The sequence below is a fragment of the Candidatus Methylospira mobilis genome (genome assembly GCF_009498235.1).
Classification (GTDB): Bacteria; Pseudomonadota; Gammaproteobacteria; order Methylococcales; family Methylococcaceae; genus Methylospira; species Methylospira mobilis.
In genome coordinates this window covers 4,055,437-4,079,963 of the sequence record NZ_CP044205.1, presented here as the reverse complement: position 1 = coordinate 4,079,963, position 24,527 = coordinate 4,055,437, and the positions used below count along the sequence as shown (strand labels likewise).

Sequence of the window (24,527 nt, the reverse complement as noted above, 5' to 3'; positions counted from 1 at the left end):
GAGGTTGTATGACTACCGAAACGCTGGAACAGCCACAGGATAGTATCCTACCGGAGCAAGATATCCGTCAGGCGCTGGAAACCAACATCTGCCAGTTCGTCACTTTTGTTGTCGGCGATGAAGTGTTTGCCGTGGATATGGCGCCGGTACAGGAAATCATCCGCGTACCCGAAGTGGTGTGCGTGCCGCTGGCGCCGCCTACTCTGGAAGGCCTTGCCAACCTGCGCGGCAAGGTGCTGCCGATCATTTCGCTACGCCGCATTTTCGGCTTTCCCGAGCGTGAATACGACGATTCCACGCGCGCAGTAGTCATCGACCTGGGGCAACCGCTGGGTTTTGTGGTGGATCGCGTCGCCAGCGTGGTCGCGGCCGAGTCCGGCAAGATAGAGGACGTCGGCGCTATTAGCGGTACAGTCAATACCGATTTCCTGGCTGGATTGCTGAAGGATGTCGGCGGACACGCGATGATTATGGTGCTGGACTTCGCCAAACTGATAGCCTGTGAATTCACCGAAATTGCCGCGCTATCCCGTGCCGGCGTGAACGGGTTGGCGAGCACTCGCAGCGAAACGGCAAAAAAAGAGGAAAAAGCGGGCGACGAACTGCAACTGGTGAGTTTTGTCGTCGCCGGGCAGGAATATGCCATTACTATCGACGATGTGCAGGAAATCGTGCAGGTACCTGAGCATATCATTCATGTACCGCACTCCGAAGCGCATGTACTGGGAGTGATGACGCTCAGAAACCGGCTGCTGCCGCTGGTCAGTTTGCGCCACATGTTTGCGTTGCCGCCGCAGGACGTCGATGAACGCAGCCGTATCGTCGTGGTTTCCCTGGGAGCGGCCTCAATCGGGATAGTCATGGACAGCGTTAATGAAGTACTGCGCGTAGCCAAGGCGCATGTCGACGCCATGCCCGGTCTGTTTGCCCGCGACGGCGAGTCGGCCGACATCAGCGAAATTTGCCGGTTGGATGAAGGCAGGCGTCTGGTATCGATCATATCCGTAGGCAACATGTTCCGCCATTCGGCCATCAGGGAGGTCTTGAGCGTTGTGGAGAAAATGCAGGACGAAAACGCGCTGAATGCAAGCGGCAACCCGCAGGATGATGGCATGGAAGACGATGAACAGATGGTGGTGTTCCGGCTCGGCAAGGAAGAGTTTGGCGTGCCGATCGACAGCGTACAGGAAATCGTGCGGGTGCCCGACGAACTCACCCGTGTTCCCAAGGCGCCTGAGTTCGTCGAGGGCGTCATTAACCTGCGCGGAGCCGTGTTGCCGGTTATCGACCAGCGCCTGCGCCTGGGATTGGAGGCGGCGGAGCGCAACGATCATCAGCGCATCATGGTGTACCGGTTCGACGGCGTGCGCACCGGTTTCATCGTCGATTCAGTCACCGAAGTGCTGAAAATTCCCAAAAACGCCATCGAAGCGTCGCCGCGGCTTTCCGGAGAGCAGGCGCGCGTGATCGCGCGCATCGCCAACCTGGAAAAACAGAAGCGCATCATCCAGTTGATCGATCCTTCCCGCCTGATGGAAGGCCGGGAACTGCAAGGACTGGCGGCGTTGACGCAGTAAACGGCCACTGCCTTGATTAAACTGCTCATAGTCGATGACTCGGCGTTGATGCGCCGCCAGCTGATCGCGCTATTCGAGGCCGAGGGCGGTTTCGAAATTCGTCTGGCGCGTAACGGCAAGGAAGCGGTCGAAGAAAACACTTTTTTCAAACCGGATGTGGTGGCTTTGGACATCAACATGCCGGAAATGGATGGCCTGACCGCGTTGTCGCTGATCATGGCGCAACGGCTGGTGCCGGTGGTCATGGTGTCGTCGTTGACGGAAAAAGGCGCTCTGGCTACATTCGAGGCGCTGGCTTTGGGGGCGGTGGATTACGTGGGCAAGCCGGAGGGCACCATTTCGCTCTCCATCGACCTGATTCGCAGAGAATTAATAAGCAAAGTTCGCACGGCGTCACGCGCCAGGCCGAAAACCGCACGAGGGCTCGCTTCGCGCATCAAGGACGAACGCACACAACAAAAGCCGCCGTGTCCGGCAATCGTGCGGCGCGGTATTGCCGGCGAGTGCGTGGTCATCATCGGCGTATCCACCGGCGGGCCGCGCACATTGGAGGATATCCTGCCTTTACTGCCGGCGGATCTCCCATGGCCGGTACTGGTAGCCCAACATATGCCGGCCAGTTTTACCCTGCCGTTTGCCGTGCGTATGAACGAGCTGTGTCCATTGCGGGTGATAGAGGCCGCGCGCGCCATGCCGCTTGAAGCGGGCGCCATTTACATCGGCAAGGGCGGTGCGGACCTGGTGCTGACGCGACGCGGCGCCTGCGTCACGGTATTGGCCATGCCGGAAAGCAAGGATTTTCTATGGCATCCTTCGGTGGAACTGATGGGGCGTTCGGCTTTGGAACACTGGGACCCGGCGCGCGTCGTAGCGGTAATGCTTACCGGCATGGGCTATGACGGCGCCGATGCTTTTGCCGAGATCAAAAAACGCGGCGGACGCACCATCGCCGAGTCGGAGGAAAGCGCCGTGGTATTCGGCATGCCCGCAGAATTGATCAAACGCGGGGGGGCGTCCATCGTACTGAGCGCGGACAAGATCGCCAATCAGATTATTAGCTGGGTCAAATAGGCCTACGGGATGATATATGCCCATAATAAAGCAGCAAGCACCACAAATTAGCGGAGAAGATAAACGGCAACGACCGAGAGATTTCGATGGTTTGACGGCAGCGCTGAACAGCGGCGATGAGGTGATCAGACGCTGGGCTGTGCGCGATCTGGCGGAATTTCCGGCTGCCGGCGGCGCTCTGGCGGCCAGACTGAAACGCGAGCCCAATGCCGCCGTACGCAACGCCATCCTTACCGCGCTGACGCGTCTGGGCGATAAGGAGGCCGTGGATGGACTGGTGGAATGTCTGCGCAGTGAAGACGTCGCCTTGCGCAACGCGGCCATGGAGGCGATGAAGGAATTACCGGCGGAAGTCGCGCCCATCATGGACACGCTGCTCTCCGACAACGATCCCGATGTACGTATCTTCGCAGTGAGTATTCTCGAATCGTTGCGCCATCCCCGGGTGGAGGTCTGGCTGAAGGCCGTGATAGAGCACGATCCGCATGTCAATGTCTGCGCGACGGCGGCAGATTTGCTCAGCGAGCTTGCTTCCGAAATTTCCAGGACAGCGCTGGAACGCCTTCCGTTACGTTTTCCGGAAGAACCCTATATTGCATTCGTGACCGATCTAGCCCTGAAGCGCCTCAATGAAGACCGCAGCCGCTAACAAGACGGGCATGACGATCTGCGAAGAGGACTTTCTGAAGTTCCGTGAATATTTTTATCGCAAATCCGGCATCTATTTCGAAGACTGCAAACGTTACTTTGTCGATAAGCGCCTGCTGGAGCGTATTGATGCGACCGGTTCGGAAAGCTTCCGCAGCTACTTTGTCCTGCTGCGCTTTGAGACTGGCGGCGAAGAGCTACAGGCATTGATTAACCTGATGACGGTTAATGAGACCTATTTTTTTCGTGAAGAATACCAATTCCAGTGCATGGTCACCGGCCTGCTGGGGGAAATCGTTCAGTACAAAACAAACAACTCTCCGCTACGCATCTGGTCGATACCTTCTTCATCGGGCGAAGAGGCCTATTCGATTGTGATTTACCTGCTGGAATACTGGCCGGGCATTCATCTTTGGGATGTGGAAGTTCTTTCCTCGGACATCGATACCCGGATTATCAGCCTGGCACGGCGTGGAGTCTACTCTCCCCGCTCGGTGCAGCACCTGCCGCCGTACCTGTTGACAAAATATTTCACTCCGATCGGCTGCAATTACAAAATTAATGAGGATATCAAGCAATCCGTGGAGTTCACCCGCGTCAATCTGATGGATACCTCCGATGTACGGGCTTATCGCAACTTCGATATTATTTTTTGTCGAAACCTTTTGATTTATTTCGATAACTTATCGCGCCATCTGGCGGCCGAAACCTTTTTCGATGCGCTTAATCCGGGCGGTTTTATTTGTCTCGGTCATTCGGAATCCATGAGCCGCACGTCCTCGCTGTTTCGGGTACGTAAATTTCCCGAAGCCATAGTCTACCAAAAGCCCCGGCAGGATATATGAAGCGCATCCTCATTGTCGATGATGCGGCCACGGTTCGCCTCTACCATCGCAAGATCCTCGAATCAGCCTGTTTTGCTGTAGAAGAGGCCGTCAACGGTATCGAAGCATTGGAAAAGACCCTGCGAGCGCCGTTCGACCTGTATATCGTCGATGTGAACATGTCCAAGCTGGATGGTTATGGTCTCCTTAAGGATCTGCGCAGCCGCGGTATGCCGCAGGCGCCGGCGATTATGGTTTCCGCCGAAGCCTCAGCCAAAGATCGAATCCGGGCTTTTATTGCGGGCGCCAACCTTTATTTGCTCAAACCGGTCAAACCGGCGCAACTGTTGTCGCACGCATGCTTGCTGCTGGGCGAAATATATATTGGCAAGGTGCGTCCATGACTCCTTTACTGGAACAATTTATTTCCGAGGCGCGCGACTTGTTGCAAGGCATCGGTGAAAAACTTTTACAGCTTGAGACTAGCCCCGGCAGCCCGGAACTGATGAAAGAACTGTTTCGTCTGGTGCATACGCTGAAAGGCGGCAGCGGTCTGTTCGAGTTCCCGGAAATGACACGGGTGCTGCATGCCGGCGAAGACTTGCTGGATACGGTGCGCGATGGACGCGTGGCCTATTCCGAGTCCCTGGCGGACCGCTTGCTGGAGACCATGGATTTCGTCGGCCTGTTGATGGACGAAATCGAGGCAACGGGAAGCAGCAGCGCCGCACACGCCGATTACTCGGCGCATCTGGCCAAATCGCTGCAACAATTGATGGGCGATAGCGGCGAAGTCAAATCCGTCGAATCGGTCCCGGGTCCAGCAAAAACCGCCGCAATCAGCGCGTCGCTTTCCCTGGCCTTAAGCGAACTGCCTGCAGCCCTGCGCATGCGGCTTTACCGCGATGTCATGGCAGGCTCGCCCCTGTCGTGGCTGGAGTATACCCCGGAAGCAGACTGCTTTTTCAAAGGCGAAGACCCGTTATTCCTGATGCTGCAAATCCCGGAAACCGTTTGGGGCGGCATCGCCTCTGCGCAGGCAATGCCGCCTCTGGCAGAGTTGGATGCATATCGTTGCCAGCTTGTTTTTCGGGCGCTGACCGCGGCTGAACCTGCCATATTGCATGAGCTGTTCCGCTATATTCCCGAACAAGTCGGCATAACTGCCATACCAGCCCTGGTCCTGGCCGCGCCTCATGACGATAACAACGGCGTACCGGGTTCGGAATCCGATGTCGACGGTTTCCGTGCCATCGTTCAGTCTCAGCGCGAAATATTGAGTTTACCGGATAACGACGCGTGGTTGCCTGGACGCTTGCAGTCAGTCGCGGCCACTTTGGCGGCTTGTTTGCGCGCGACGGGAAGAAAGGAATTACTGGCAAGTTTGGAAAAGTCGCTGGCGCTTGCCTTGACCGAGGTCAAAGCGCTGCCTTTGCAAACTTGGCTGGATGAATTCCTGCCCGAATTGCCGGAGAAAGAGAAAAACAGTCAAACCTGCAGGGAAGTTCCCCCGCTCCCCAGGGCATCGGGGCTGCGCGCCGCTCTTCGTACGTCCGAATGCAGTTCAGCCGGATTTACGGGGCAGCCGCTACCGGAAACACCGGATAATACAGCGCCTGCGTACGAAGAGCCTTCCGTAAGTACGGCGTCTCATCCTGACGTGGAGATCAAGTTCGGGCGCCGCGCCGAGGACAGCTATGCCGTCGCGAGAACGCTCAAGGTAGATCAGGGAAAAATTGATCGGCTAATGAGTTTGATCGGCGAAATGGTGGTAGCCAAAAACAGTTTGCCTTATCTCGCCAATCGTGCCGAAGCGCAATACGGAGCAAGCGAGCTTGCGCGCGAAATCAAGGCGCAATACGCCGTGGTCAACCGTATCGCCGAAGAAATGCAGGATGCCATCATGCAGATACGCATGATGCCGGTATCATTTATTTTTCAACGATTCCCGCGTCTGGTACGCGACACATCAAGGAAACTAGGCAAGGAAGTCAACCTGGTGCTGGCAGGAGAGGATACCGAGGCGGATAAGAACATTATCGAAGCCTTGGCCGACCCCCTGATTCATATCGTACGCAACAGTCTGGATCATGGTCTGGAGCCGCCGGGTCAACGCCGCGCCGCCGGCAAGCCGGCGGCCGGACGCTTGAGTATATGCGCCAGTCAGGAATCGGATCGTGTGCTGATAGATATAGCCGACGACGGCAAAGGCATCGATCCGGACATTATCAAGCGCAAAGCCTATGAAAACGGCCTGATAGATGAGGCCATGCTGGAGCGTATCACCGATCGGGAGGCCGTTAACCTGGTGTTTGCCGCCGGTTTTTCCACCGCTGCCGTAGTGTCCGATCTATCGGGGCGCGGCGTCGGCATGGACGTGGTGCGCAGCACCGTGGAAAAGATCGGCGGCATCGTTACATTGGACAGCGAAAAAGGCAGAGGCACCCGTATCCGTTTGTCATTGCCGCTGTCGATGGCGGTCAGCAATGTGATGATCATCGTAACCAACGATAAAGTGTTCGGCGTGCCGATGGAAAGTGTGGTGGAAACGGTCAGAGTATCGCGCTCCGCGATTCGCTCCATCCAGCGGCGACTGACCGCAGTCTTGCGCGAACGCATAATTCCGTTGCTGTCGCTCAATGATTTATTGGCTCTGAACGTACCGCAACGGGCTAATGAGGACGGCGAACTGGCGGTGATGGTGGTGCGCGTGCATGACGATCTGATTGGCGTCATCGTCGACGATTTTCGTGAAACCGTGGATATCATCCTCAAACCGCTGACCGGCATTCTGGGCGGCCTTCCCGGCTACGCCGGTTCGGCGTTGCTTGGCGACGGCTCGGTACTGATGGTGCTGAATTTCAGGGAGCTGATTTAATGGCTATCGAATATCAAAAAAACACGGCCCGTTTCGACGGTGTGGTTGGCGCGGACGAAGCGGAAACACTGCTCGAATGGCTGCAAAAGCACACAAAAGGCAAACTGGCGCTTTCCGCATGCAGCCATCTGCATGCGGCCAACCTGCAGGTATTGATGGCAGCAAAAGCGCAGATCTCAGCCTGGCCGGAGGATGAAGTTTTAGCTGCGTGGTTAAAATCCGCTCTTGCGCAACAGGAGTTAAATCAATGACTAAAACGATCGGGGTCGTAGACGATTCAGCCACCATGCCCATGAGTTTGCAAAACATCATGGACATTCCCGGGTACAGGGTCTTATCGGCGGCAGACGAGGAAATTGCGCCCGGCCGGCTGAAAAGCGGCGCGAACCCCGGCCTTATCAATACCGACATCAAATATGCCGAATATGGACGGTATCGATCTGATTTGCCATGCGCGCACACTGCCCGGTTTCCGTTTTATCCCGATTCCGGGGCTCACCACCGAGAACCAGCAGGCCAAGCGCGACGAGGCAAAGCAACTGGGCGCTATCGGCCTGGCTGGTTAAACCCGTAGGCGGACCGGATCTGCTCGAGGTTTTCAAGCAGGTGTTGCCGGGAGTCTGAATACAAGCCGCTACAGCTGCGCCTATGGGACTTTGGCGTCGTTGGTTTAAACGCATCCACAATCGGTGTTTCCCTAATGCGAGGGCGATATGACAACGAACAATATGCACAGCGACGTCGTGCCGGCAACTACAGAAGAAAAGATGACAAACGAAGACTTGCTGATTCGTTACCATTGTCTTTTCAATGCGGCGCAAGACGGCATTCTGATTCTCAATGCGAAATCCGGCATGATAGTGGACGCCAATCAATTTCTGATCGATCTGCTTGGCTACTCGCTGGAAGCACTGCTCGAAAAGCACCTATGGGATATCGGTTCTTTCAAGAATATCGCGGCCAATAAGACGCACTTTCTGAAGTTGCAGAGTAAAGAATATATACGCTACGAAGACCTGCCGCTGGAAACCGCCAGCGGGGAAGAAATCCATGCGGAGTTCATTAGCAATGTCTATATGGAGGCTAAAACGCAGGTCATCCAATGCAATATTCGCGACATCAGCGCACGCCGGCGCTACACGGATCATCTGGAGGAAACCGTACGGCAACGCACGGCGGAACTGATACTGGCGCGCGATGCCGCCGAAGCGGCCAACAAGGCCAAGAGCCTGTTTTTAGCCAATATGAGTCACGAATTGCGCACGCCGATGAATGCCATTCTCGGCTTCTCCAGTATGATGCGCCGCGACCCCCAGATAACCGAAAGCCAGCGCGAAAACCTCAACATCATCAACCGTAGCGGCGAACATCTGTTGAACCTGATCAATGATGTGCTGGACATGGCGAAAATTGATGTGGGACGCCTGCAACTGGAGATTGCGCCGTTCGATCTTTTGGGTATGGTGCGGGATGTTACCGAAATGATAAAGGCGCGCGCTCATGAAAAAGGATTGCAGCTCTTGATCGTACATACGCCTTATGTTCCCCAATACATCAAAGGCGACGTTGAGCGCCTGCGCCAGGTACTGGTTAATCTGGTGGGCAACGCGGTGAAATTTACCGAACACGGCAGCGTAACCATCCGAATGAACATAACGGGTAATACCATTCAATCTCTGCTGATAGATATTGAGGATACCGGCCCAGGCATCAGCCCGGAAAACCAGAGGCGTTTATTCAAGCCCTTTGTACAATTGGGAAAGGAGGAGAAGCAAAAAGGCACCGGGCTGGGTTTGGCCATCTCATCCCAGTTAATGGCATTAATGGGCGGCAGCATTATCGTCGTCGAAAGCACACCGGGCAAGGGTTCGCTGTTCCGCATCGAATTACCGATAGAACTGGCGAGAGCCGACGATGTACTCAAATCCGAGACGCATGGCGAGGTAGCGGGGCTTGCTCCTGGCCAGCCCCGCTACCGTATTTTGATCGCCGAAGACCAGGCTGAAAATCAATTGCTGCTCAGCAGATTGATGACCGATATCGGGCTTGAGGTGAAAGTGGCTGAAAACGGCGAGCAATGCGTGAATTTTTTCCAGGACTGGCGCCCCGATCTTATCTGGATGGACAGGCGCATGCCGGTCATGGATGGCGGGGAAGCCGCGCGGCGCATTCGCCAGCTACCTGATGGCCGAACCGTGAAGATCGTCGCGGTAACCGCTTCGGCCTTCAAGGACGAACGACAGGCAATGCTGGATGCCGGTATGGATGACTTTGTGAGCAAGCCCTACCGTTTCAATGAAATCTACGACAGCCTGGCGCGACAACTGGGCATAACCTATCGCTATACCGAAGAAAAGGAAGCCGCTGCTTCTGTCATGTTGACCCCGGCGTTGCTGGCCGTGTTGCCGGACGCATTGCGTACTAAACTCCTGGGCGCCCTGGAGAAGCTGGATCAGGAACAAATTACGGCAGTGATTCGGCAGGTCAGTGAAATCGATTCGGGTTTGGGTTGTACGCTGTCACGCCTGACGGGAAATTTCGACTACCCGACCATACTGAACGCACTGCGGGGCCGGAACTCAACAGACTCTTGACTTGATGACCGGTTTTGCCACCGGTATCCAGGTTGTAGCCACATGATGCTCTCTCACTCAGGCAGCATATTGTCTAAAACTCAGAAGGTCTATTTGGACAAAAATACAGTTCTGTGACTTTGATTGCCAAATGGCGGGGATAGGCATGAATCAGCGCTTCCTAATAGTCTGATTGTTTTTGTAGAGGCATTCTTGCCGAAAAAACGGCGCCCCCGTCAGGAAGATTGGCAGCCTCAATCCTTCCGCCGTGGCGGCGCATGATGGCTTGCGAGATGGCGAGGCCGAGGCCCGACCCGGGTACGGTATTGGTTCGGGCAACGGCTCCCCGGTAGAAACGCTCAAACAGTTGCGGAATCTCATCAAGCTGCATGCCCGGTCCGCTATCTGACACACTTATAACCGCTTCAGGGCCGTCGATGGCTATCCGGATAGTCACACATCCGCCGGGCGGCGAAAATTTTACGGCATTATCCAGAAGGTTGGTGAGAACCACGCTTACAGTGCTGCGGGCAATGCTTGCGGTAAGCGGTGGTAAGGGTTTTGCAGTAATCCACACCTGACGTGCGTCGGCAACCGGTTGCATCCTGTCGACTACCTCCTCAACCAGAATATTAAGGAAAACTGTTTCAACCGGATACTGTTCCTGGCCAGCATCAAGCCGGGCCAATACCAGCAACGCTTCCACCAGCAGTGTCAAACGATCGACTTCTTCAAGACAGGAGCGTACCGTTTCAATGTATTCCGCCACATCGCGTGGCCGCCGCAGAGTTACCTCCAGTTCCGTGCGCAGTCTGGATAACGGCGACCGCAATTCATGAGATGCATCGGCAGTAAAACGGCGCTGAACTTCGAGACTTTGCTCAATGCGATTCAGCATTTCGTTCAACGTATCCACCAGACGTCCAATATCGTCATGTGTGCCGGGGTGCGGCAGGCGTTCACTGAGATTGGCTTCGCCAATATGGCGGGCTTGCTTCACAATATTGTCGATTGCCTGAAAAACTTTGCGTGTCAGAGATGCTCCAACCGTTCCGACCGCTACCAGAAGCCCGAGCGCCATGACGATAAAGAGCAGGCTGGCGGAATCCAATACATTGCGTACATCGTCCAGAGAACCGGCCACCTGGATTGTCAGCGGCTTTTCTGATGAGATTACCGGCATGGAAATCATGCGTATCGGTTCCTCGCCGAATGTCCTGAGCGTTTCAAAAACGGTTTCCCCCGCAGCCAGGCGCGCCAGCAGTGCCGGCGTCGTCGGTAAGCGCGATGCGCCCAGGTTGGCGCTACGCGCCAGGACTGTTCCTTCGGTATTGACAATCTGCAATAGCCGGTCAAGACGAACCAAGGAGGGAGGGGCGAGACCTGGTGAAGTTTCATGGATGCGAATCGGTTGTTGCCCGCTGGCGTCCAGCATCGCCGCTTCCGTTTCTGCGAGAGCCAATAGCGCCGCGTCGAGTTGGTCATGGATTGCTTTGGAAAGCATCCAGTAAGCGCCAAAGGCGGTGAAGGCGAGAATGACCAAAATTACCGCCAGATGGGTTAGAACCAACTTCATCCGGAAGTTGATCCTAGCCTTCATCAGTCATAGCTCCGGGTTCATCCTTCACGAGACGAAACCCGCGGCTGCGCACCGTCTCAATCAAGGGTCGAGCATCGGGTGGGTCGATTTTCCTGCGTAAATTGCTGATATGCGCATCGATCAGGTTATCGATGCCGATCAAATCGGTTTTCCAAACCTGACCGGCAAGACTTGTTCGAGACACAACTTGGCCGGCCTGCCGCATCAGGATTTCCAGGATGGCATACTCTTTCGGCGTCAATACGATCGGACGGCTGCCGCGCGTGACGCGGTGGGCGCCTGGATCGAGCGTGATATCGGCCACAGTCAGCGCGCCCGGCTGAGCCGGTTCGGAACGGCGTAGCAGCGCGCGTATCCGCGCCATCAATTCTTCGAAGACAAAAGGTTTGGTGAGGTAATCGTCGGCCCCGGTATTGAGGCCCGCGATCCGGTCGCTCACCGCATCGCGGGCGGTGAGCATCAGAATCGGAGCGCGAATGCCGCGCCGGCGCAGTTCGCGGCATAGAACGATTCCTTCCTTGCCGGGAAGCAGCCAATCCAGCACAATCAGGTTATAGTCCATATAGCAGGCTTGTTCCTCTCCTTCTTCCACCGAGTGGGCAACATCCACAGCGAAGCCCTCCTCCTTGAGTCCCTTTGCCAGAAGCCGAGCGGCTTTGCGGTCATCCTCAACCAAAAGGATTTTTATCGCTACCATAATTCTTTGCATGCGTAGTCATGAGCGAGTCTGGATTTGTCCGTCAATAGTTTAACCTGCTTGTTCACACCGGCTTGTATTCTGAAGAAGAATTCAGACTTGCTTAATCTGTTTTTTATTACCATATCCGCCGTTATCATGGAGACTCAAGTTTTGGGACCGTTCCTGCAGTCGAAATTGAATGATTAAAAAGTCGGCAAACTAACCACAACCCAATCGCTTGTGCTAGCTTGCCTGTTTTGACGGGCAGCACCCATGAAAACAGCGCGTTGGTTGCTACCATATTCACTGATAACGTCTCGCTGAATAATAGGGCTGGTTTTGTTTGGTTTATAAAGTATTGATTCAAATGTTTAAAGTCGTTAACCAGGATAGTGTCATGTTTTTCTTCCAAGCGCATATGCGACTAGTCGTGCGTGCTCGCTACATCCCTATCTTGATCGCATTACTGGTCGCATCGGGATTTTCTGTGCGGCTGCATGCAGAAGTAGCCGAGCCTGAGCCGCGCGGAGAAGACGAGTTTTCTTTCATGAAGCTGTTGAATCAGTACGGACTCCACGATATGGAGGACGAACGCTGGAACGCTTACGGGCAAAGCACTTTCGTCTATAACTACCATCCGGCTTTTTCAGCGAAATACACTAATTTCGGTGGCTCTACCAACTCCTTGACGCCTAAAGCGGAAATTTCGTTTACCGGGACGGTCACCGGCTACTTTGGCGTGAAATTGTGGGACGGCGGGCATGTTTATCTTGCGCCGGAAATGATTTCGGAAACCCCTTTTTCAGGTCTGAAGGGCTTGGGCGGCTCGATACAAAACTTCGAGCTACAAAAAAACGGCACAGAGCAACCCACCATCTATTTGTCGCGCGCCTATCTGCGTCAAACCTTCAATCTGGGCGGCGAACGGATCAAGCTGGAGTCCGACCCGTTGCAGTTGGGCACTACGGTAGACGGCAACCGCCTGGTTTTAACCGGCGGCATTCTCAGCGTACTCGATGTTTTCGATAAAAACATCTATTCGGGCGATCTGCGTCAGCAGTTTTTGAACATGTCCTTTCTGTCGTTTGCCGCCTACGATTTCGCCGCCGACGCACGCGGCTACTCCTTCGGCGTGGTGGCCGAATACTATCTAGACGATTGGACTTTCAGGGCTGCCCGTTTTTTGCCGCCTCAAAACCCCAATCAACTGGATTTGCAATGGTCGACGCTGGCCTATTATGGCGACCAGTACGAGCTGGAACACCGGCATACCCTGTTCGGGCGTAAAGGCGCGGTACGGTTGCTGTTTTTTCACAACCATGAAAACATGGCCAAGTTCAGCGATGCAATCAGTGCGTACAATAATTCCGGCGGAGCTGAAAACGCTACGGCTTGTCCTGCCGGCGCATTCAGTTACGACAATCAGAATCCGACTGCGCCGGATCTGTGCTGGGCGCGCAAACCCAACGACAAATTCGGCGGCGGCATCAATCTGGAGCAGGCGATAACCGACGATATCGGCATCTTCTTCCGCGGCATGTATTCGGATGGTCAGACCGAAGTGTATTCCTATACCTCTACCGACCGTTCCATTTCACTCGGCACGCTGATCAGCGGCGGCCTCTGGGATCGCAAAAAGGATTTGCTGGGGCTGGGCTATTCCCAAGGCTGGATATCCGGCATACATGCGCAGTACCTGGGCATGGGCGGCATCGACGGCTTTATCGGCGACGGCAAGATAACGCAGAAACCCGAGCAGGTGGTGGATCTGTTCTACAGTTACAACGTCTGGAGTTCGCTCTGGGTTTCTGCGGACTACCAGTTTATCGCCCACCCGGCTTACAACGCAGACCGTGGTCCGGTTAATGTCGTTTCCGGACGCGCCCATGTCGAGTTTTAACGCATCGCAACAATCAGTTGTTTTTCAGGCATTAAATTTACGTAACCCTGTTCAACCGGCCCTGAATCAGCGTTGCCCCGATAGCGCCGTCGTCAGCAGGAAATCGGCATAGTGCCGGAAAAATCGTGCCGAAAAACCGAGAAACGCTCGATTTTGTGACATGGATCAAGGTTAGGAGCAGTCAGAATTATAAAATAGCACCCGACGATAGAGCCTACCTCATGTATTTATACACACGCACCGGTACGCTTTCGTTATCCTCTGGTATGATGTCATTGGGCTGCCTGTTTGGCAGCCCTTTTTTTGCGGACGCGGCAGACTTAAGATGCGACAATCTGTCACGCGGCAATATGCCACATTCATAAAAATCATGTTTATTATAAAATTATCGACACTTGAAGGGATTCTACCGTTCAAGCGATCTGGCGCAGTGCGTGAGATCCTCCTCCTTCTCTTGAGCAGGGCGTCTAGCAGGCACCCTGTTTTTTTTTACGCCTCTGCATGGTGAAGTGACGTAACCATGAAGACGGAACTTCTTTAAATATTGATGTACAGGCATGCTCCCAATCAACATAAACATGGGAGTCGGCGGCCAGCTCGATTACGGCATCAACCGCAGAAAACTTGCGTAATAGATCAACAAATTGCCGGGCGTTGCTAGGTTCTGTTGACGTATCACCGCAACCAAATGAGAGCTGAGACAAAGTGAAGGAAGGCCATGTAGTTGCGAGCCGTTTTTTCAAAACGCGAAAATATTCTCCGGTAATGTTTGATTTTGTCGAAGAAGCATTCAATCAGACGGCGTTCCTTGTAAATAAGCCAATCGCATTCGCGCACCTTGTTCCGATTGCAGCGCCGGAGGAATGGCGGCTTTCATATCCCTTGCTACGATGGCCTGGACCAGCGCATCGCTGTCATGGCCTTTGTCGCCGACAAACGCACGCGCACCCGCCGGCGTCAGCGCCGGCAAGGTTTCAGCCTGCCCTCCGGTCAGTACGAATTCGAGGGGATTCCCCCAAAGCATCCGTGATGGCGTGAATCCTGGTGCTGAACCCGCCCTTCGATTGTCCCAAGGCTTCGTCCCCGGCGTTGCCGCCCGCCGCGCCAACCGGCGCAGGGATGAGCCCGGTTGATGGTGGAGTCGATAAACACGCTTTGCACATCAGGATGATGGATGCATCCGGCGAACAGCGACCGCCAAACCCCATGCCTGCTCCAGCGGGAAAAACGCTTGAACACGGCGTTCCAGTTGCCATGCGCTTCCGTCAGCAAACGCCATTGCGATCCCGATCGAAGAGTTTGCAGAACGGCGATCAGAAAGACCCGGCACTGTTCCCCGGACGTCGACCGGACATGCCGATGCTTCACCAGTATGGGATAGATAACGCTCCAGTCTTCGGCGCTAATGTCGAGCCGGTTAGAGCCATTTTCGAAATGGTTCCAGCTTCACTGGTGGCGCGTGCTCATGTCAATAGAACCTAATATAGAAGCGGCATATCTGTCCGGAATAAGGGCCTTTTCCGGCCTGTGCCGGAAATCGTATGCACTCCGGCCCCAGGCCTTTCGCAGTATGCTCCCGATTAGTCCGTTAATCCCGGTAATCAGCAATCGGTTCCCGGTCATTACGCCCTCCCGGCTTTAAACCATCGCATCCAGCTCATTCCAGCGCTCATATGCCTGTTTCAGTTGCGATTCCAGAGCGCCAAGGGCGGCCAGCTTTTCGTTCATGTCGCGCTGTTCCAGTTTATAAAACGCCGGGGACTGCAGCAGCGCGTTCAATTCTTCCTGCCGCTGTTCCAAAAGCTCGATTTGCGCAGGCAAAGCTTCCAGTTCTTTCTGGTCCTTGTAACTGAGTTTTTTTGCCGTTTTCGGCGACTCAATCGCCGTTTTCTGCTGTGAAGCCGCCAGCGCGGGCTTATTCTTGTCGGGTGTTGCCGCAGCTTCAGACAGTTTTTTGTATTCCAACCAATCCGAATAACCGCCCACATATTCGTTAACGACGCCGTTCCCTTCGAATACCAGCGAGCTGGTCACCACATTATCCAGAAAAGCGCGGTCATGGCTGACCAGAATCAGGGTGCCGTCGAAATCCATCAGCAGTTCTTCCAGCAGCTCCAGGGTTTCCATGTCCAGATCGTTGGTGGGTTCGTCCATAATCAACAAATTGCACGGCTGACTGAACAGGCGCGCCAGAAACGCCCGGTTGCGTTCGCCGCCCGACAGCGTGCTCACCGGCGAACGCGCGCGCGCCGGCGAAAACAGAAAATCGCCGAGGTAGGACATGATGTGACGGCGCTGCCCGTTGATTTCGACATAATCCTTGCCGTCGCCCACGGCGTCCGCCAAGGTTTGCTGCGGGTCCATTTCCGCGCGCAATTGATCGTAGTATGCGATGCTCAAGCGGGTGCCGTGCCTGACCGTGCCGGACTGCGGTTCTATCTGTTTGAGCAGCACCTTGATCAGTGTCGACTTTCCGGCTCCGTTCGGGCCGATCAGACCGATGCGGTCGCCGCGCATGATGGTAGTGGAAAAACCGTCAAGCACTTTGGACCCCTCGCCAAAAACAAGACTGACATCTTCTACTTCGATGACCATCTTGCCTGAGCGCTCTGCGGTTTCCATGCTGATTTTGGCCTTGCCCTGCAGCGATCTACGTTCGGAGCGCTCCTGTCTCAGCTTTTTCAGCGCGCGCACGCGGCCTTCGTTGCGGGTGCGTCGGGCCTTGATGCCCTGGCGTATCCAGACCTCTTCCTGCGCCAGTTTCTTGTCGAACAAGTCGTTGTGGCGCGCTTCTTCTTCCAGCGCCGCTGCTTTCTTTTCAAGAAAATCGCTGTAGCTGCCCGGCCATGAGGTCAGTTTTCCGCGATCCAGATCGATAATGCGCGTCGCCACTTTCTGCAAAAACGCGCGATCATGCGTCACCAGCAGCACCGAGCCGGAAAACTGCAACAATTGTTCCTCCAGCCATAATATGGTTTCCATATCGAGGTGGTTGGTCGGTTCGTCCAGCAACAGTACTTCCGGATCGATTACCAGCGCGCGCGCCAGTGCAACCCGGCGGCGCCAGCCGCCGGAAAGCCCCTGTACAGGCAGTTCGCCGGGCAAATTCAGGCGGCTCAGCACCGATTCCACGCGCTGTTGCAAACTCCACCCGTCCAGACTTTCCAGTTCATGCTGCAATTGGCCGAGCTTGTCCAGCGCCGCCGGATCGGTTTCTATCTGTCCCAATACTTCATGATATTCGGTAATCAGACGACCGACTTCGCCCAGGGCGTCGGCAGTAGCCTGGTAGATCGTTGCGTTGTCGGGCAACACCGGCTCCTGTTCCAGCATCGCGATACGCAAACCGGGCTGACGCCACAAGTCGCCGCTGTCGATGCTGACGAGGCCGGAAACCGCTTTCATCAGCGTGGATTTGCCTTCGCCGTTGCGGCCGATCAAACCGACGCGCTCGCCGGGGTCGAGCTGAAACTCGGCATGGTCCAGCACCGGACGCACGCCGAATGCAATGGAAACATCGGTCAGTTTAATCAAAGCCATAAATAATCCAGAAAAGAAGGTAACTATTCCGCGAGTGCTGATGAGCTATGATCGAACAGGTCGAAGGCAAGCCAGTCGAGACACGTTGCAAGGTCTCGACTGGCTTGCCTCGCTTCCTCTTCATCGGCTACGCTGAATAGTTATAAAAGAAGATGCTAAAGCGTCTATTTTAATCCATCCGCGCCCGTAACGCTTACTTGTAGCTTTATAATAATAATATGTTTCGGCTTCACAAATTAGAACGGCTTCCTTTGGTTGGACCCGGAAACGACGCAGAAAAGGGCAAGTGATATGGCCAAAATAGAAGGCTTTCGCATAAAAAACTTCAGGGCGTTGAAAGACGTTACGCTGGGTCGGCTCTGGAATCAACAGCAAGCGGAGCCCTTGACTCCGCTGACGGCGGTGATCGGAAAAAACGGCGTAGGGAAAAGCACTTTATTCGATACCTTCGGTTTTCTGGCCGACGCATTGAAACTCGGTGTCGAAGAAGCCTGCGACTCTCGTGGACGCGGGGGATTCGAAAAGATCCGGACTCAAGGAGAAAAAGGGCCGATAGAATTTGAAGTTTATTACAAGGAAGAGGGAAACGCGCGTCCCATTACCTATGAGTTGGCGATTGCTTTGGATAACTCCAGGCGCCCTTATGTGTTAAGGGAGCGTCTTAGGCAAAGACGCAAAGGACAAACGCGCGGATGGCCTTTTTCTTTTCTCATACTGGAAAATGGCAAAGGCGTGGTATGGAAGGGCGAGCAGGAAGGCCGTCTAATCGAGGAAGAAAACGGATTTGACCTGTCCAAGCTCATGGAAGCCATAGAACAGGAAGCATCCGAGGAATCCAAAGAAACCGAAGCCATCGAGCTGGAAGACAAGCGTAAACTCGGAATCGCCACGCTGGGTTCGCTCAAACAGCATCCGCGAATTTCCGCGTTCCGCCGATTTATAGAAGGATGGTACCTGAGTTACTTCACCCCGGACGCGGCACGTAGCCTGCCCCTGGCCGGCCCGCAAAAACACCTCAACATACACGGCGACAATATCGGCAATGTCGTGCAGTTCATGGAACGTGAACACCCTAAACGTTTTCAGTCGATCCTGAACCGGATTGCCGACAAAATCCCCGGCGTCAACAAGATCGATACCGAAAGGACTAACGACGGTCGCCTGCTGCTCCGGTTCAACGACAGAGGATTTCATGACCCGTTCTATTCGCAACAAATGTCGGATGGAACGCTGAAAGTTTTCGCCTATCTGTTACTGCTGGAAGATCCGCCACCGTTTTTATGCATAGAAGAACCGGAAAACGGGCTTTATCACAAGCTGCTGGAATCGTTGGTTCAGGCGTTTCGCGCGCATGCAACCGGACGGAAAGGTGGATCGCAGGTATTTGTTACAACGCACCAACCCTATCTGGTCGATGCCCTCGATCCCGATGAGGTCTGGATACTGGAAAAAGGCGTGGACGGTTTTTCGATAATTCGCCGCGCCAGCGACGACGAGCTGGTACGCAATCTGGTGGCGGAGGGCTTGCCTCTGGGCGGACTCTGGTACAGCGATTATCTGGATGCGAGGTAATCCGGTGCATTTCGAATTCCTTATCGAAGACCAATCAGGAAAAAAAGCGCTCGAAACGCTGGTTCCGAAGATTATTGGCGACGGACACAGCTTCAATATCCACGCATATAAAGGGATAGGGCGTATTCCCCGAAAACTCGGAACTGGTTCCGACGCGGGTAAACGCATACTGCTCGATCAATTGCCCAGATTACTCAGGGGACATGGAAAAACATTTGCCGGTTACTCCGGCAGCTATCCGGCTGCAGTTATCCTGGTTTGTGATCTGGACAAGAGATGTCTGGCGGGCTTCCGGAAAGAGCTGTTCGATATTTTGCATGCATGCGACCCAAAACCCGAGACGCGTTTTTGTATTGCGATAGAGGAAGGTGAAGCATGGTTTCTGGGCGATATCCCTGCAATTAAAAAAGCCTATCCGAAGGCAAAAGATAACGTTCTGAACGGCTATGAAAACGATTCGGTCTGCGGGACCTGGGAACTGCTTGCCGATGCCGTATTTCCTGGCGGATCGCCGGCGTTAAAGGCTGATGGCTGGCAAGCCATAGGCGCTGAAAAGTCGGTCTGGTCTGAAAAAATATCGCCTCATATGACGATAAATGAAAACAGGTCGCCCAGCTTTCGTTATTTTGTGGCTAAACTTCATGAACTCGCGCTAAAAAAACGCATGTGACGCATTAAGGAAACGCTGAATAGCGCCTTTTCGTTCATATGGTTCGACAAGCTCTCCAGCCGCATTCGCGGCGCTACGCCCACGAACGAAAACAATCAGTTGCCGTTCGTCTTGAGCCTTTCGAAGGACTTAAACACTTAACCTCTGTTTACCACAACCGGAAGGCCCGATCTGCACGCCCGAGGTACAGCCGACTACATTGACTCCGGCAAAAACAACGCGCATTTCCTCTGCAATTACATCCGGATCGTAATCGCAGGAACAAAAAAGACCACCAGAGACATGTCCTGCTGCACGACGTCCGCATAAAACTGGCGCACGGCCCGCCGAGGGGCCGATTCGTTCGTCTGCGCTATACGGACAGGTTTTTGAAATCTCCTCATTAAGACGAACGAGGCCCGCGCCGTGTGCGTACTGGAAAAAATCAACCCAGCTTTGCGATTACAGAAGCAGCCAGATCATTGGTACCGTAGGTCGTGTCTTTTTTCAGATCCGGAGTAAGATAGATACCTTCGCGGATCACGTTTCTGACCGCCTGTTCGATGTTGCGGGCGGCATCCAGCTCGCCCAGATGCTCCAGCATCATAGCGCCGGCCAGTATCATCGCGGTCGGGTTGGCGATGCCTTTGTCTGCTATATCCGGCGCGCTGCCGTGCACCGCTTCGAACAGCGCGGCGTCGGCTCCGATGTTGGCCCCTGCGGTCAGTCCCAGGCCGCCCACCAGTCCTGACGCCAGATCGGAGAGAATGTCGCCGAACAGATTGGTGGTCACGATTACGTCGTAAATTTCCGGCTTCATTACCAATTGCATGGAGCAGGCGTCGACAATGCGGTCGTCGAATTCGATATCCGGATATTTCGCGGCGATTTCGCGCCCGATTTCCAGAAACAAGCCGGAGGTGCATTTCAGTATGTTGGCCTTGTGAACCAGGGTCACCTTTTTGCGCTGCGCTTTTCTGGCGTACTGGAATGCATACTCGATAATACGTTCGCAACCCTTGCGGGTGACGACGGCAATGCTTTCCGCCGCAATTTTTTCTTCATCGACCTTGATAAAATGCTCGATACCGGCATATAGCCCTTCGGTGTTTTCGCGTATCGTCACCAGGTTGACATTGCGAAACAGCGTATCGGTGCCTTCGAACGACATGGCCGGGCGTACGTTGGCATACAGATTAAACGTTTGGCGCAACGTTACGTTGACGCTGCGGTAACCGCCGCCGACCGGCGTCGTCAACGGTCCCTTGAAACAAATGCGGTTGGCGCGGATCGACGCGATGGTGGTTTCCGGCAACGGGTTGCCTTCGGCTTCAACGGCGGCCATGCCTGCAATCTGCTTATCCCATGTTATTTTAACGCCGGTAGCTTCTATGACCTTGACTGCCGCCTCCACGATGGAAGGGCCGATACCGTCGCCGGGGATAAGGGTAATGGTGCGCATGGAAAGACTCCTGAAATACTATAAAAATATGATATGTTACATGAAATAAATCCCATCGGCCCCAGCAAATCGCTATGTTTAATCAAATGACGACTCATGTAATCCCAGGCGCTCCGGTCAAGCTGCCGCGCACGCTGGTCAATCAGCTGCTGCATTTTGCGCAGGCCAGCCCCGGCAAGGAAGTTTGCGGATTGATCGGCGTCGACCGGCAGCATCTTTACCATTTTTATCCGATTCCTAATGTCGCGGAAACGCCGGGCAACCGCTTCGAGATGGAACCTCTGACCCAAATTGCCACGTTACGCGATATACGCGAACGCGAGCTCGATCTGTTTGCGATTGTGCACTCTCACCCCGGCAGCGCGGCGGAACCATCCGCCGCCGATTTGACGGAAATAGGCTATCCGGAAGCGCTTTATCTGATCATTTCATTGAATACGCGCGGGGTGCTGGAAATGAGGGCTTACACGCTGGACGGACAATCGCAGGCTTTTCGTGAAGTTCCTTTGATCATGCAGCACTAAACATGAAATATACCGATCTGCGTGATTTTATCGCCCGTCTCGAAACGCAGGGTGAGTTGAAGCGCGTCCGCACCGAAGTCGATCCCCACCTGGAAATCACCGAAATTTGCGACCGCACGCTGAAACGGCAAGGCCCGGCGCTGCTGTTCGAAAATACCAAAGACTCAGGTCTTCGCCTGCTCGGCAATTTATTCGGCACGCCGCGGCGCGTGGCGCTGGGCATGGGTGAAGACTCGGTTGACGCCTTGCGCGAAATCGGCAAACTGCTCGCCTTTCTGAAGGAACCCGATCCGCCGAAAGGGCTGCGCGATGCTTTCAGCAAGTTGCCGATGTACCGTCAGGTGCTGAACATGGCTCCGAAAGAAATATCGAGCGCGCCGTGTCAGGAGCAGTTATTGCTCGGAAACGATATCGATCTCGGGCGCTATCCGATCCAGACCTGCTGGCCGGGCGACGCCGGACCGCTGATTACCTGGGCGCTGGTGATTACGCGCGGCCCGGAAAAGGACCGGCAAAACCTCGGCATTTACCGTTTGCAGGTCATAGAACGCAACCGCGTGATCATGCGCTGGCTGGCTCATCGCGGCGGCGCGCTCGATTTCCGCGAATGGCAGGCTGCGCATCCCGGTGAACCGTTTCCGGTCGCGGTGGCGCTGGGCGCTGATCCGGCCACCATACTCGCGGCGGTTACGCCGGTGCCGGACACGTTGTCCGAATATGCGTTTGCAGGCTTGTTGCGCGGCGATAAAACCGAAGTGGTCAAGGCGCGCCTGAGCGGCTTGCAGGTTCCAGCCAGCGCTGAAATTGTTCTTGAAGGCTTTATCTATCCCGGCGATACCGCGTTCGAAGGGCCGTTCGGTGATCATACCGGCTATTACAACGAGGTGGACGAATTCCCGGTTTTCACCATCGAATGCATTACCCAGCGCGAAAACCCGATCTACCACAGCACCTATACCGGCAGGCCGCCGGACGAGCCGGCCATACTCGGCGTGGCCCTGAACGAAGTGTTCATCCCGATACTGCAAAAACAGTTTCCCGAAATCAAGGATTTTTACCTGCCGCCGGAAGGCTGCTCCTACCGCATGGCGGTGGTCAGCATGAAGAAACAATATCCCGGACACGCCAAGCGCGTGATGTTCGGCGTCTGGAGTTTCCTGCGTCAGTTCATGTATACCAAGTTCGTGATCGTAACCGACGACGATGTCGACGTCAGAAACTGGCAGGACGTGATCTGGGCCATCACCACGCGCATGGATCCGGCCAGGGATGTCACGCTGATCGAAAACACTCCCATAGATTATCTCGACTTCGCCTCGCCGGTCTCCGGGTTGGGGTCCAAGATGGGGATGGACGCCACCAACAAGTGGCCGGGCGAAACCGGCCGCGAGTGGGGCGTTCCCATCAGCATGTCGACGGAAGTGCAAACCCGGATAGATCGGATTTGGCATGAGTTAGGGATAGATTGACGACATGTATCCCTTCTTCTTGCCGGCCGGATATCGGAGAAACCGCTATTGGCGGATGCGCTTGCGCTTTCCGCCCTACGGCTTGATTGACCCTATGCGTGTTGAAATCGGGTAGGGTGGATAAGCGCGCATCCACCGGGAGCCGCATCCGAATGCTGTATCCTTAGCCGCCGGTCACGCTTGCCGGTGCATAGAAAAAACCAAAGCCCAGCATAAAATACAGCGCAACCAGTAAGGCCCCTGCTTTGCGTTTTAACCTTCCGACCTGCAGCATGTTCATGATGGCAACCACCGTCATGACCACCGCAATCAATTCGAACTGCGAAAATACCAGGTTCATGTCCTGTCCCAGGTAATAGCCCAAAAATACCAGCGTTGGCGCCACCATCAGCGCCATCTGGGAGCTGGAACCCAGGGTTATGCCCACGGAAAGATCCAGATGGCCGTTGCGCGCAAAGCGCACCGCGTTGAACAATTCCGCGGTATTGCCCACCATCGCCAGCAGGAAAACTCCGACAAACAGCGGGGTCAGGCCCAAACTTTTAGCGGCCGGGTCGACCGCGTCGGTCATGATTTCGCTCATGACCGCCAATGTAACCGTAACGGATATCAGAATCGCCAGGGCCTTGTTCCTGCTCCAGCCGCTCTCTTCCTGCTCGGGAGTTTCCGGTTTAACCGCGATTTCCAAAGTATCATCCGCCTCGCCCTTGGGTTTTTCCGGGAAAAAAGTAAGAATTACGCTGCCCAGATAGATCACAAACAATACGATCGAAATTTCCAGACTGATTTCGCGTTCGGAGGTCGTGCTGAAATTGAATACCGCGGGGACGATCAAACCGAACATCGCCAGCATCAATAATCCCCCATGCGTGCGTGCGGACTCTATGTCGTAGTGCAGCTTCCGGTGTCCTTTAAGATTGGCGGCCAGGAAAGAAACACCAAGACCGAACAGCAGATTACCGATAATCGAGCCGGTGATTGAAGCCTTCACCATTTCCACCAGTCCCTGCTTCAGCGCAAAAAAGCCGATGATGATTTCCGGCGCATTGCCGAGCGTAGCGTTAAGAAACCCGCCCATGGTCGGTCCCAGATAACGCGCCAAAGCCTCGGTGGCGTCCCCTACCAGACTTGCCAGGGGAATGATGGCAAGCGCGGAAGTTGCAAACACCAGGATAGGATTGGCGTCTTGCCAGTCCAGGACGATCCCAACCGGGATAAATACCAGTAACCATTTCAAGCCCATGAAACACCTCTATATTTTTACCATAAGACGGAGTTGTAGATCTTTCAGCGCCCTTATTTCGAGGCTGAGGCCGGATAGTGTGTCGAAACGCGCGTACACAGGTGGAAGTCTAACGGTAAAGTTCCTATCTGCAAACCAACATTCCCGGAACCATACGCAATCAATAGCGTACGAACCATTTTGCATACCGATAGACTAGTTGATTATCATGCCTATGTAATATTGTCTGGAAGCGGTTCCGTTGGCTAAATGCCATGATTAATGTATTTCCTGTTGTGAAATAATGGTTCATCATGTTTTTAGTCGCTGGATCGAAAA

The 24,527-nt window shown here is 54.6% G+C and carries 23 protein-coding genes; 14 read left to right on the top strand and 9 right to left on the bottom strand.

What is annotated here, in order from left to right; all coding sequences use genetic code 11:
- Positions 1 to 8 precede the first annotated feature (8 nt).
- From F6R98_RS18605 to F6R98_RS18565, 9 genes are all read left to right on the top strand, one after another.
- Entirely contained in the window at positions 9 to 1,577 is a 1,569-nt protein-coding gene (locus F6R98_RS18605; protein WP_153250344.1) for a chemotaxis protein CheW, read from the top strand.
- Positions 1,578 to 1,589: 12 nt separating this feature from the next.
- Positions 1,590 to 2,648, top strand: a complete 1,059-nt coding sequence (gene cheB, locus F6R98_RS18600; RefSeq protein ID WP_153250343.1) for a chemotaxis-specific protein-glutamate methyltransferase CheB — start codon at positions 1,590 to 1,592, stop codon at positions 2,646 to 2,648.
- 16 nt (positions 2,649 to 2,664) lie between these two features.
- Complete coding sequence (locus F6R98_RS18595; RefSeq protein ID WP_153250342.1) at positions 2,665 to 3,297, top strand: HEAT repeat domain-containing protein; 633 nt, start codon at positions 2,665 to 2,667, stop codon at positions 3,295 to 3,297.
- The gene (locus F6R98_RS18590; RefSeq protein ID WP_228124964.1) at positions 3,278 to 4,141 is read left to right on the top strand and encodes a CheR family methyltransferase; all 864 of its coding nucleotides are present in this window, start codon (positions 3,278 to 3,280) and stop codon (positions 4,139 to 4,141) included. Before F6R98_RS18595 ends, F6R98_RS18590 begins: the two co-directional genes overlap by 20 nt.
- Entirely contained in the window at positions 4,138 to 4,524 is a 387-nt protein-coding gene (locus tag F6R98_RS18585) for a response regulator (protein WP_153250341.1), read from the top strand. The genes F6R98_RS18590 and F6R98_RS18585 overlap by 4 nt, the downstream gene beginning before the upstream one ends.
- Positions 4,521 to 6,998, top strand: a complete 2,478-nt coding sequence (locus F6R98_RS18580) for a chemotaxis protein CheA (protein ID WP_153250340.1) — start codon at positions 4,521 to 4,523, stop codon at positions 6,996 to 6,998. Before F6R98_RS18585 ends, F6R98_RS18580 begins: the two co-directional genes overlap by 4 nt.
- A complete protein-coding gene (locus F6R98_RS18575) occupies positions 6,998 to 7,249 on the top strand; it encodes a hypothetical protein (RefSeq protein WP_153250339.1) in 252 nt (83 codons plus the stop codon). The genes F6R98_RS18580 and F6R98_RS18575 overlap by 1 nt, the downstream gene beginning before the upstream one ends.
- 165 nt (positions 7,250 to 7,414) lie before the next feature.
- The gene (locus tag F6R98_RS22240; protein WP_228124963.1) at positions 7,415 to 7,564 is read left to right on the top strand and encodes a response regulator; all 150 of its coding nucleotides are present in this window, start codon (positions 7,415 to 7,417) and stop codon (positions 7,562 to 7,564) included.
- Between the two features lie 147 nt (positions 7,565 to 7,711).
- Positions 7,712 to 9,592, top strand: a complete 1,881-nt coding sequence (locus F6R98_RS18565; protein WP_153250338.1) for a PAS domain-containing hybrid sensor histidine kinase/response regulator — start codon at positions 7,712 to 7,714, stop codon at positions 9,590 to 9,592.
- Positions 9,593 to 9,752: 160 nt separating this feature from the next.
- Here F6R98_RS18565 and F6R98_RS18560 read toward each other — a convergent pair whose 3' ends face one another.
- Together F6R98_RS18560 and F6R98_RS18555 are read right to left on the bottom strand one after the other, a co-directional pair.
- Entirely contained in the window at positions 9,753 to 11,171 is a 1,419-nt protein-coding gene (locus tag F6R98_RS18560) for a sensor histidine kinase (RefSeq protein WP_153250337.1), read from the bottom strand.
- The gene (locus F6R98_RS18555) at positions 11,161 to 11,880 is read right to left on the bottom strand and encodes a response regulator transcription factor (RefSeq protein WP_228124962.1); all 720 of its coding nucleotides are present in this window, start codon (positions 11,878 to 11,880) and stop codon (positions 11,161 to 11,163) included. Before F6R98_RS18555 ends, F6R98_RS18560 begins: the two co-directional genes overlap by 11 nt.
- Before the next feature lie 367 nt (positions 11,881 to 12,247).
- On the opposite strand from F6R98_RS18555, the gene F6R98_RS18550 reads away from it, so the two are divergent.
- Entirely contained in the window at positions 12,248 to 13,750 is a 1,503-nt protein-coding gene (locus F6R98_RS18550) for a carbohydrate porin (protein ID WP_228124961.1), read from the top strand.
- A gap of 467 nt (positions 13,751 to 14,217) precedes the next feature.
- On the opposite strand, the gene F6R98_RS22235 is transcribed toward F6R98_RS18550, so the two are convergent.
- From F6R98_RS22235 to F6R98_RS18530, 4 genes are all read right to left on the bottom strand, one after another.
- Positions 14,218 to 14,544, bottom strand: a complete 327-nt coding sequence (locus F6R98_RS22235) for a hypothetical protein (RefSeq protein WP_228124960.1) — start codon at positions 14,542 to 14,544, stop codon at positions 14,218 to 14,220.
- Positions 14,541 to 14,774, bottom strand: coding sequence for a hypothetical protein (locus tag F6R98_RS18540; RefSeq protein WP_153250335.1), 234 nt, complete (start codon positions 14,772 to 14,774; stop codon positions 14,541 to 14,543). The genes F6R98_RS22235 and F6R98_RS18540 overlap by 4 nt, the downstream gene beginning before the upstream one ends.
- Positions 14,741 to 15,118, bottom strand: coding sequence for a transposase (locus F6R98_RS22910; protein ID WP_194270014.1), 378 nt, complete (start codon positions 15,116 to 15,118; stop codon positions 14,741 to 14,743). Before F6R98_RS22910 ends, F6R98_RS18540 begins: the two co-directional genes overlap by 34 nt.
- 270 nt (positions 15,119 to 15,388) lie before the next feature.
- Positions 15,389 to 17,290 carry an ATP-binding cassette domain-containing protein gene (locus F6R98_RS18530; RefSeq protein WP_153250334.1) on the bottom strand — a complete coding sequence of 634 codons (1,902 nt, stop codon included), beginning with the start codon at positions 17,288 to 17,290 and terminating at the stop codon, positions 15,389 to 15,391.
- A 291-nt stretch (positions 17,291 to 17,581) separates the two neighbouring features.
- On the opposite strand from F6R98_RS18530, the gene F6R98_RS18525 reads away from it, so the two are divergent.
- Positions 17,582 to 18,862, top strand: coding sequence for an AAA family ATPase (locus F6R98_RS18525; RefSeq protein ID WP_153250333.1), 1,281 nt, complete (start codon positions 17,582 to 17,584; stop codon positions 18,860 to 18,862).
- A 4-nt stretch (positions 18,863 to 18,866) separates the two neighbouring features.
- On the top strand, positions 18,867 to 19,532 hold the full coding sequence (locus F6R98_RS18520; protein ID WP_194270013.1) for a hypothetical protein: 666 nt from the start codon (positions 18,867 to 18,869) through the stop codon (positions 19,530 to 19,532).
- A 129-nt stretch (positions 19,533 to 19,661) separates the two neighbouring features.
- On the opposite strand, the gene F6R98_RS22905 is transcribed toward F6R98_RS18520, so the two are convergent.
- Both F6R98_RS22905 and F6R98_RS18515 read right to left on the bottom strand, forming a co-directional pair.
- Entirely contained in the window at positions 19,662 to 19,871 is a 210-nt protein-coding gene (locus F6R98_RS22905) for an FIST N-terminal domain-containing protein (protein ID WP_407079325.1), read from the bottom strand.
- 85 nt (positions 19,872 to 19,956) lie between these two features.
- The gene (locus F6R98_RS18515) at positions 19,957 to 20,973 is read right to left on the bottom strand and encodes an isocitrate/isopropylmalate dehydrogenase family protein (RefSeq protein ID WP_153250331.1); all 1,017 of its coding nucleotides are present in this window, start codon (positions 20,971 to 20,973) and stop codon (positions 19,957 to 19,959) included.
- Positions 20,974 to 21,059: 86 nt separating this feature from the next.
- Between F6R98_RS18515 and F6R98_RS18510 the strand changes: the two genes are divergently transcribed.
- Positions 21,060 to 21,497: a M67 family metallopeptidase gene (locus F6R98_RS18510; RefSeq protein WP_153251141.1), complete on the top strand. Its 438-nt coding sequence runs from the start codon at positions 21,060 to 21,062 to the stop codon at positions 21,495 to 21,497.
- A gap of 2 nt (positions 21,498 to 21,499) precedes the next feature.
- On the top strand, positions 21,500 to 22,966 hold the full coding sequence (ubiD, locus tag F6R98_RS18505) for a 4-hydroxy-3-polyprenylbenzoate decarboxylase (RefSeq protein ID WP_153250330.1): 1,467 nt from the start codon (positions 21,500 to 21,502) through the stop codon (positions 22,964 to 22,966).
- A 163-nt stretch (positions 22,967 to 23,129) separates the two neighbouring features.
- On the opposite strand, the gene cax is transcribed toward ubiD, so the two are convergent.
- A complete protein-coding gene (gene cax, locus F6R98_RS18500) occupies positions 23,130 to 24,209 on the bottom strand; it encodes a calcium/proton exchanger (protein WP_153250329.1) in 1,080 nt (359 codons plus the stop codon).
- Positions 24,210 to 24,527: the final 318 nt, after the last annotated feature.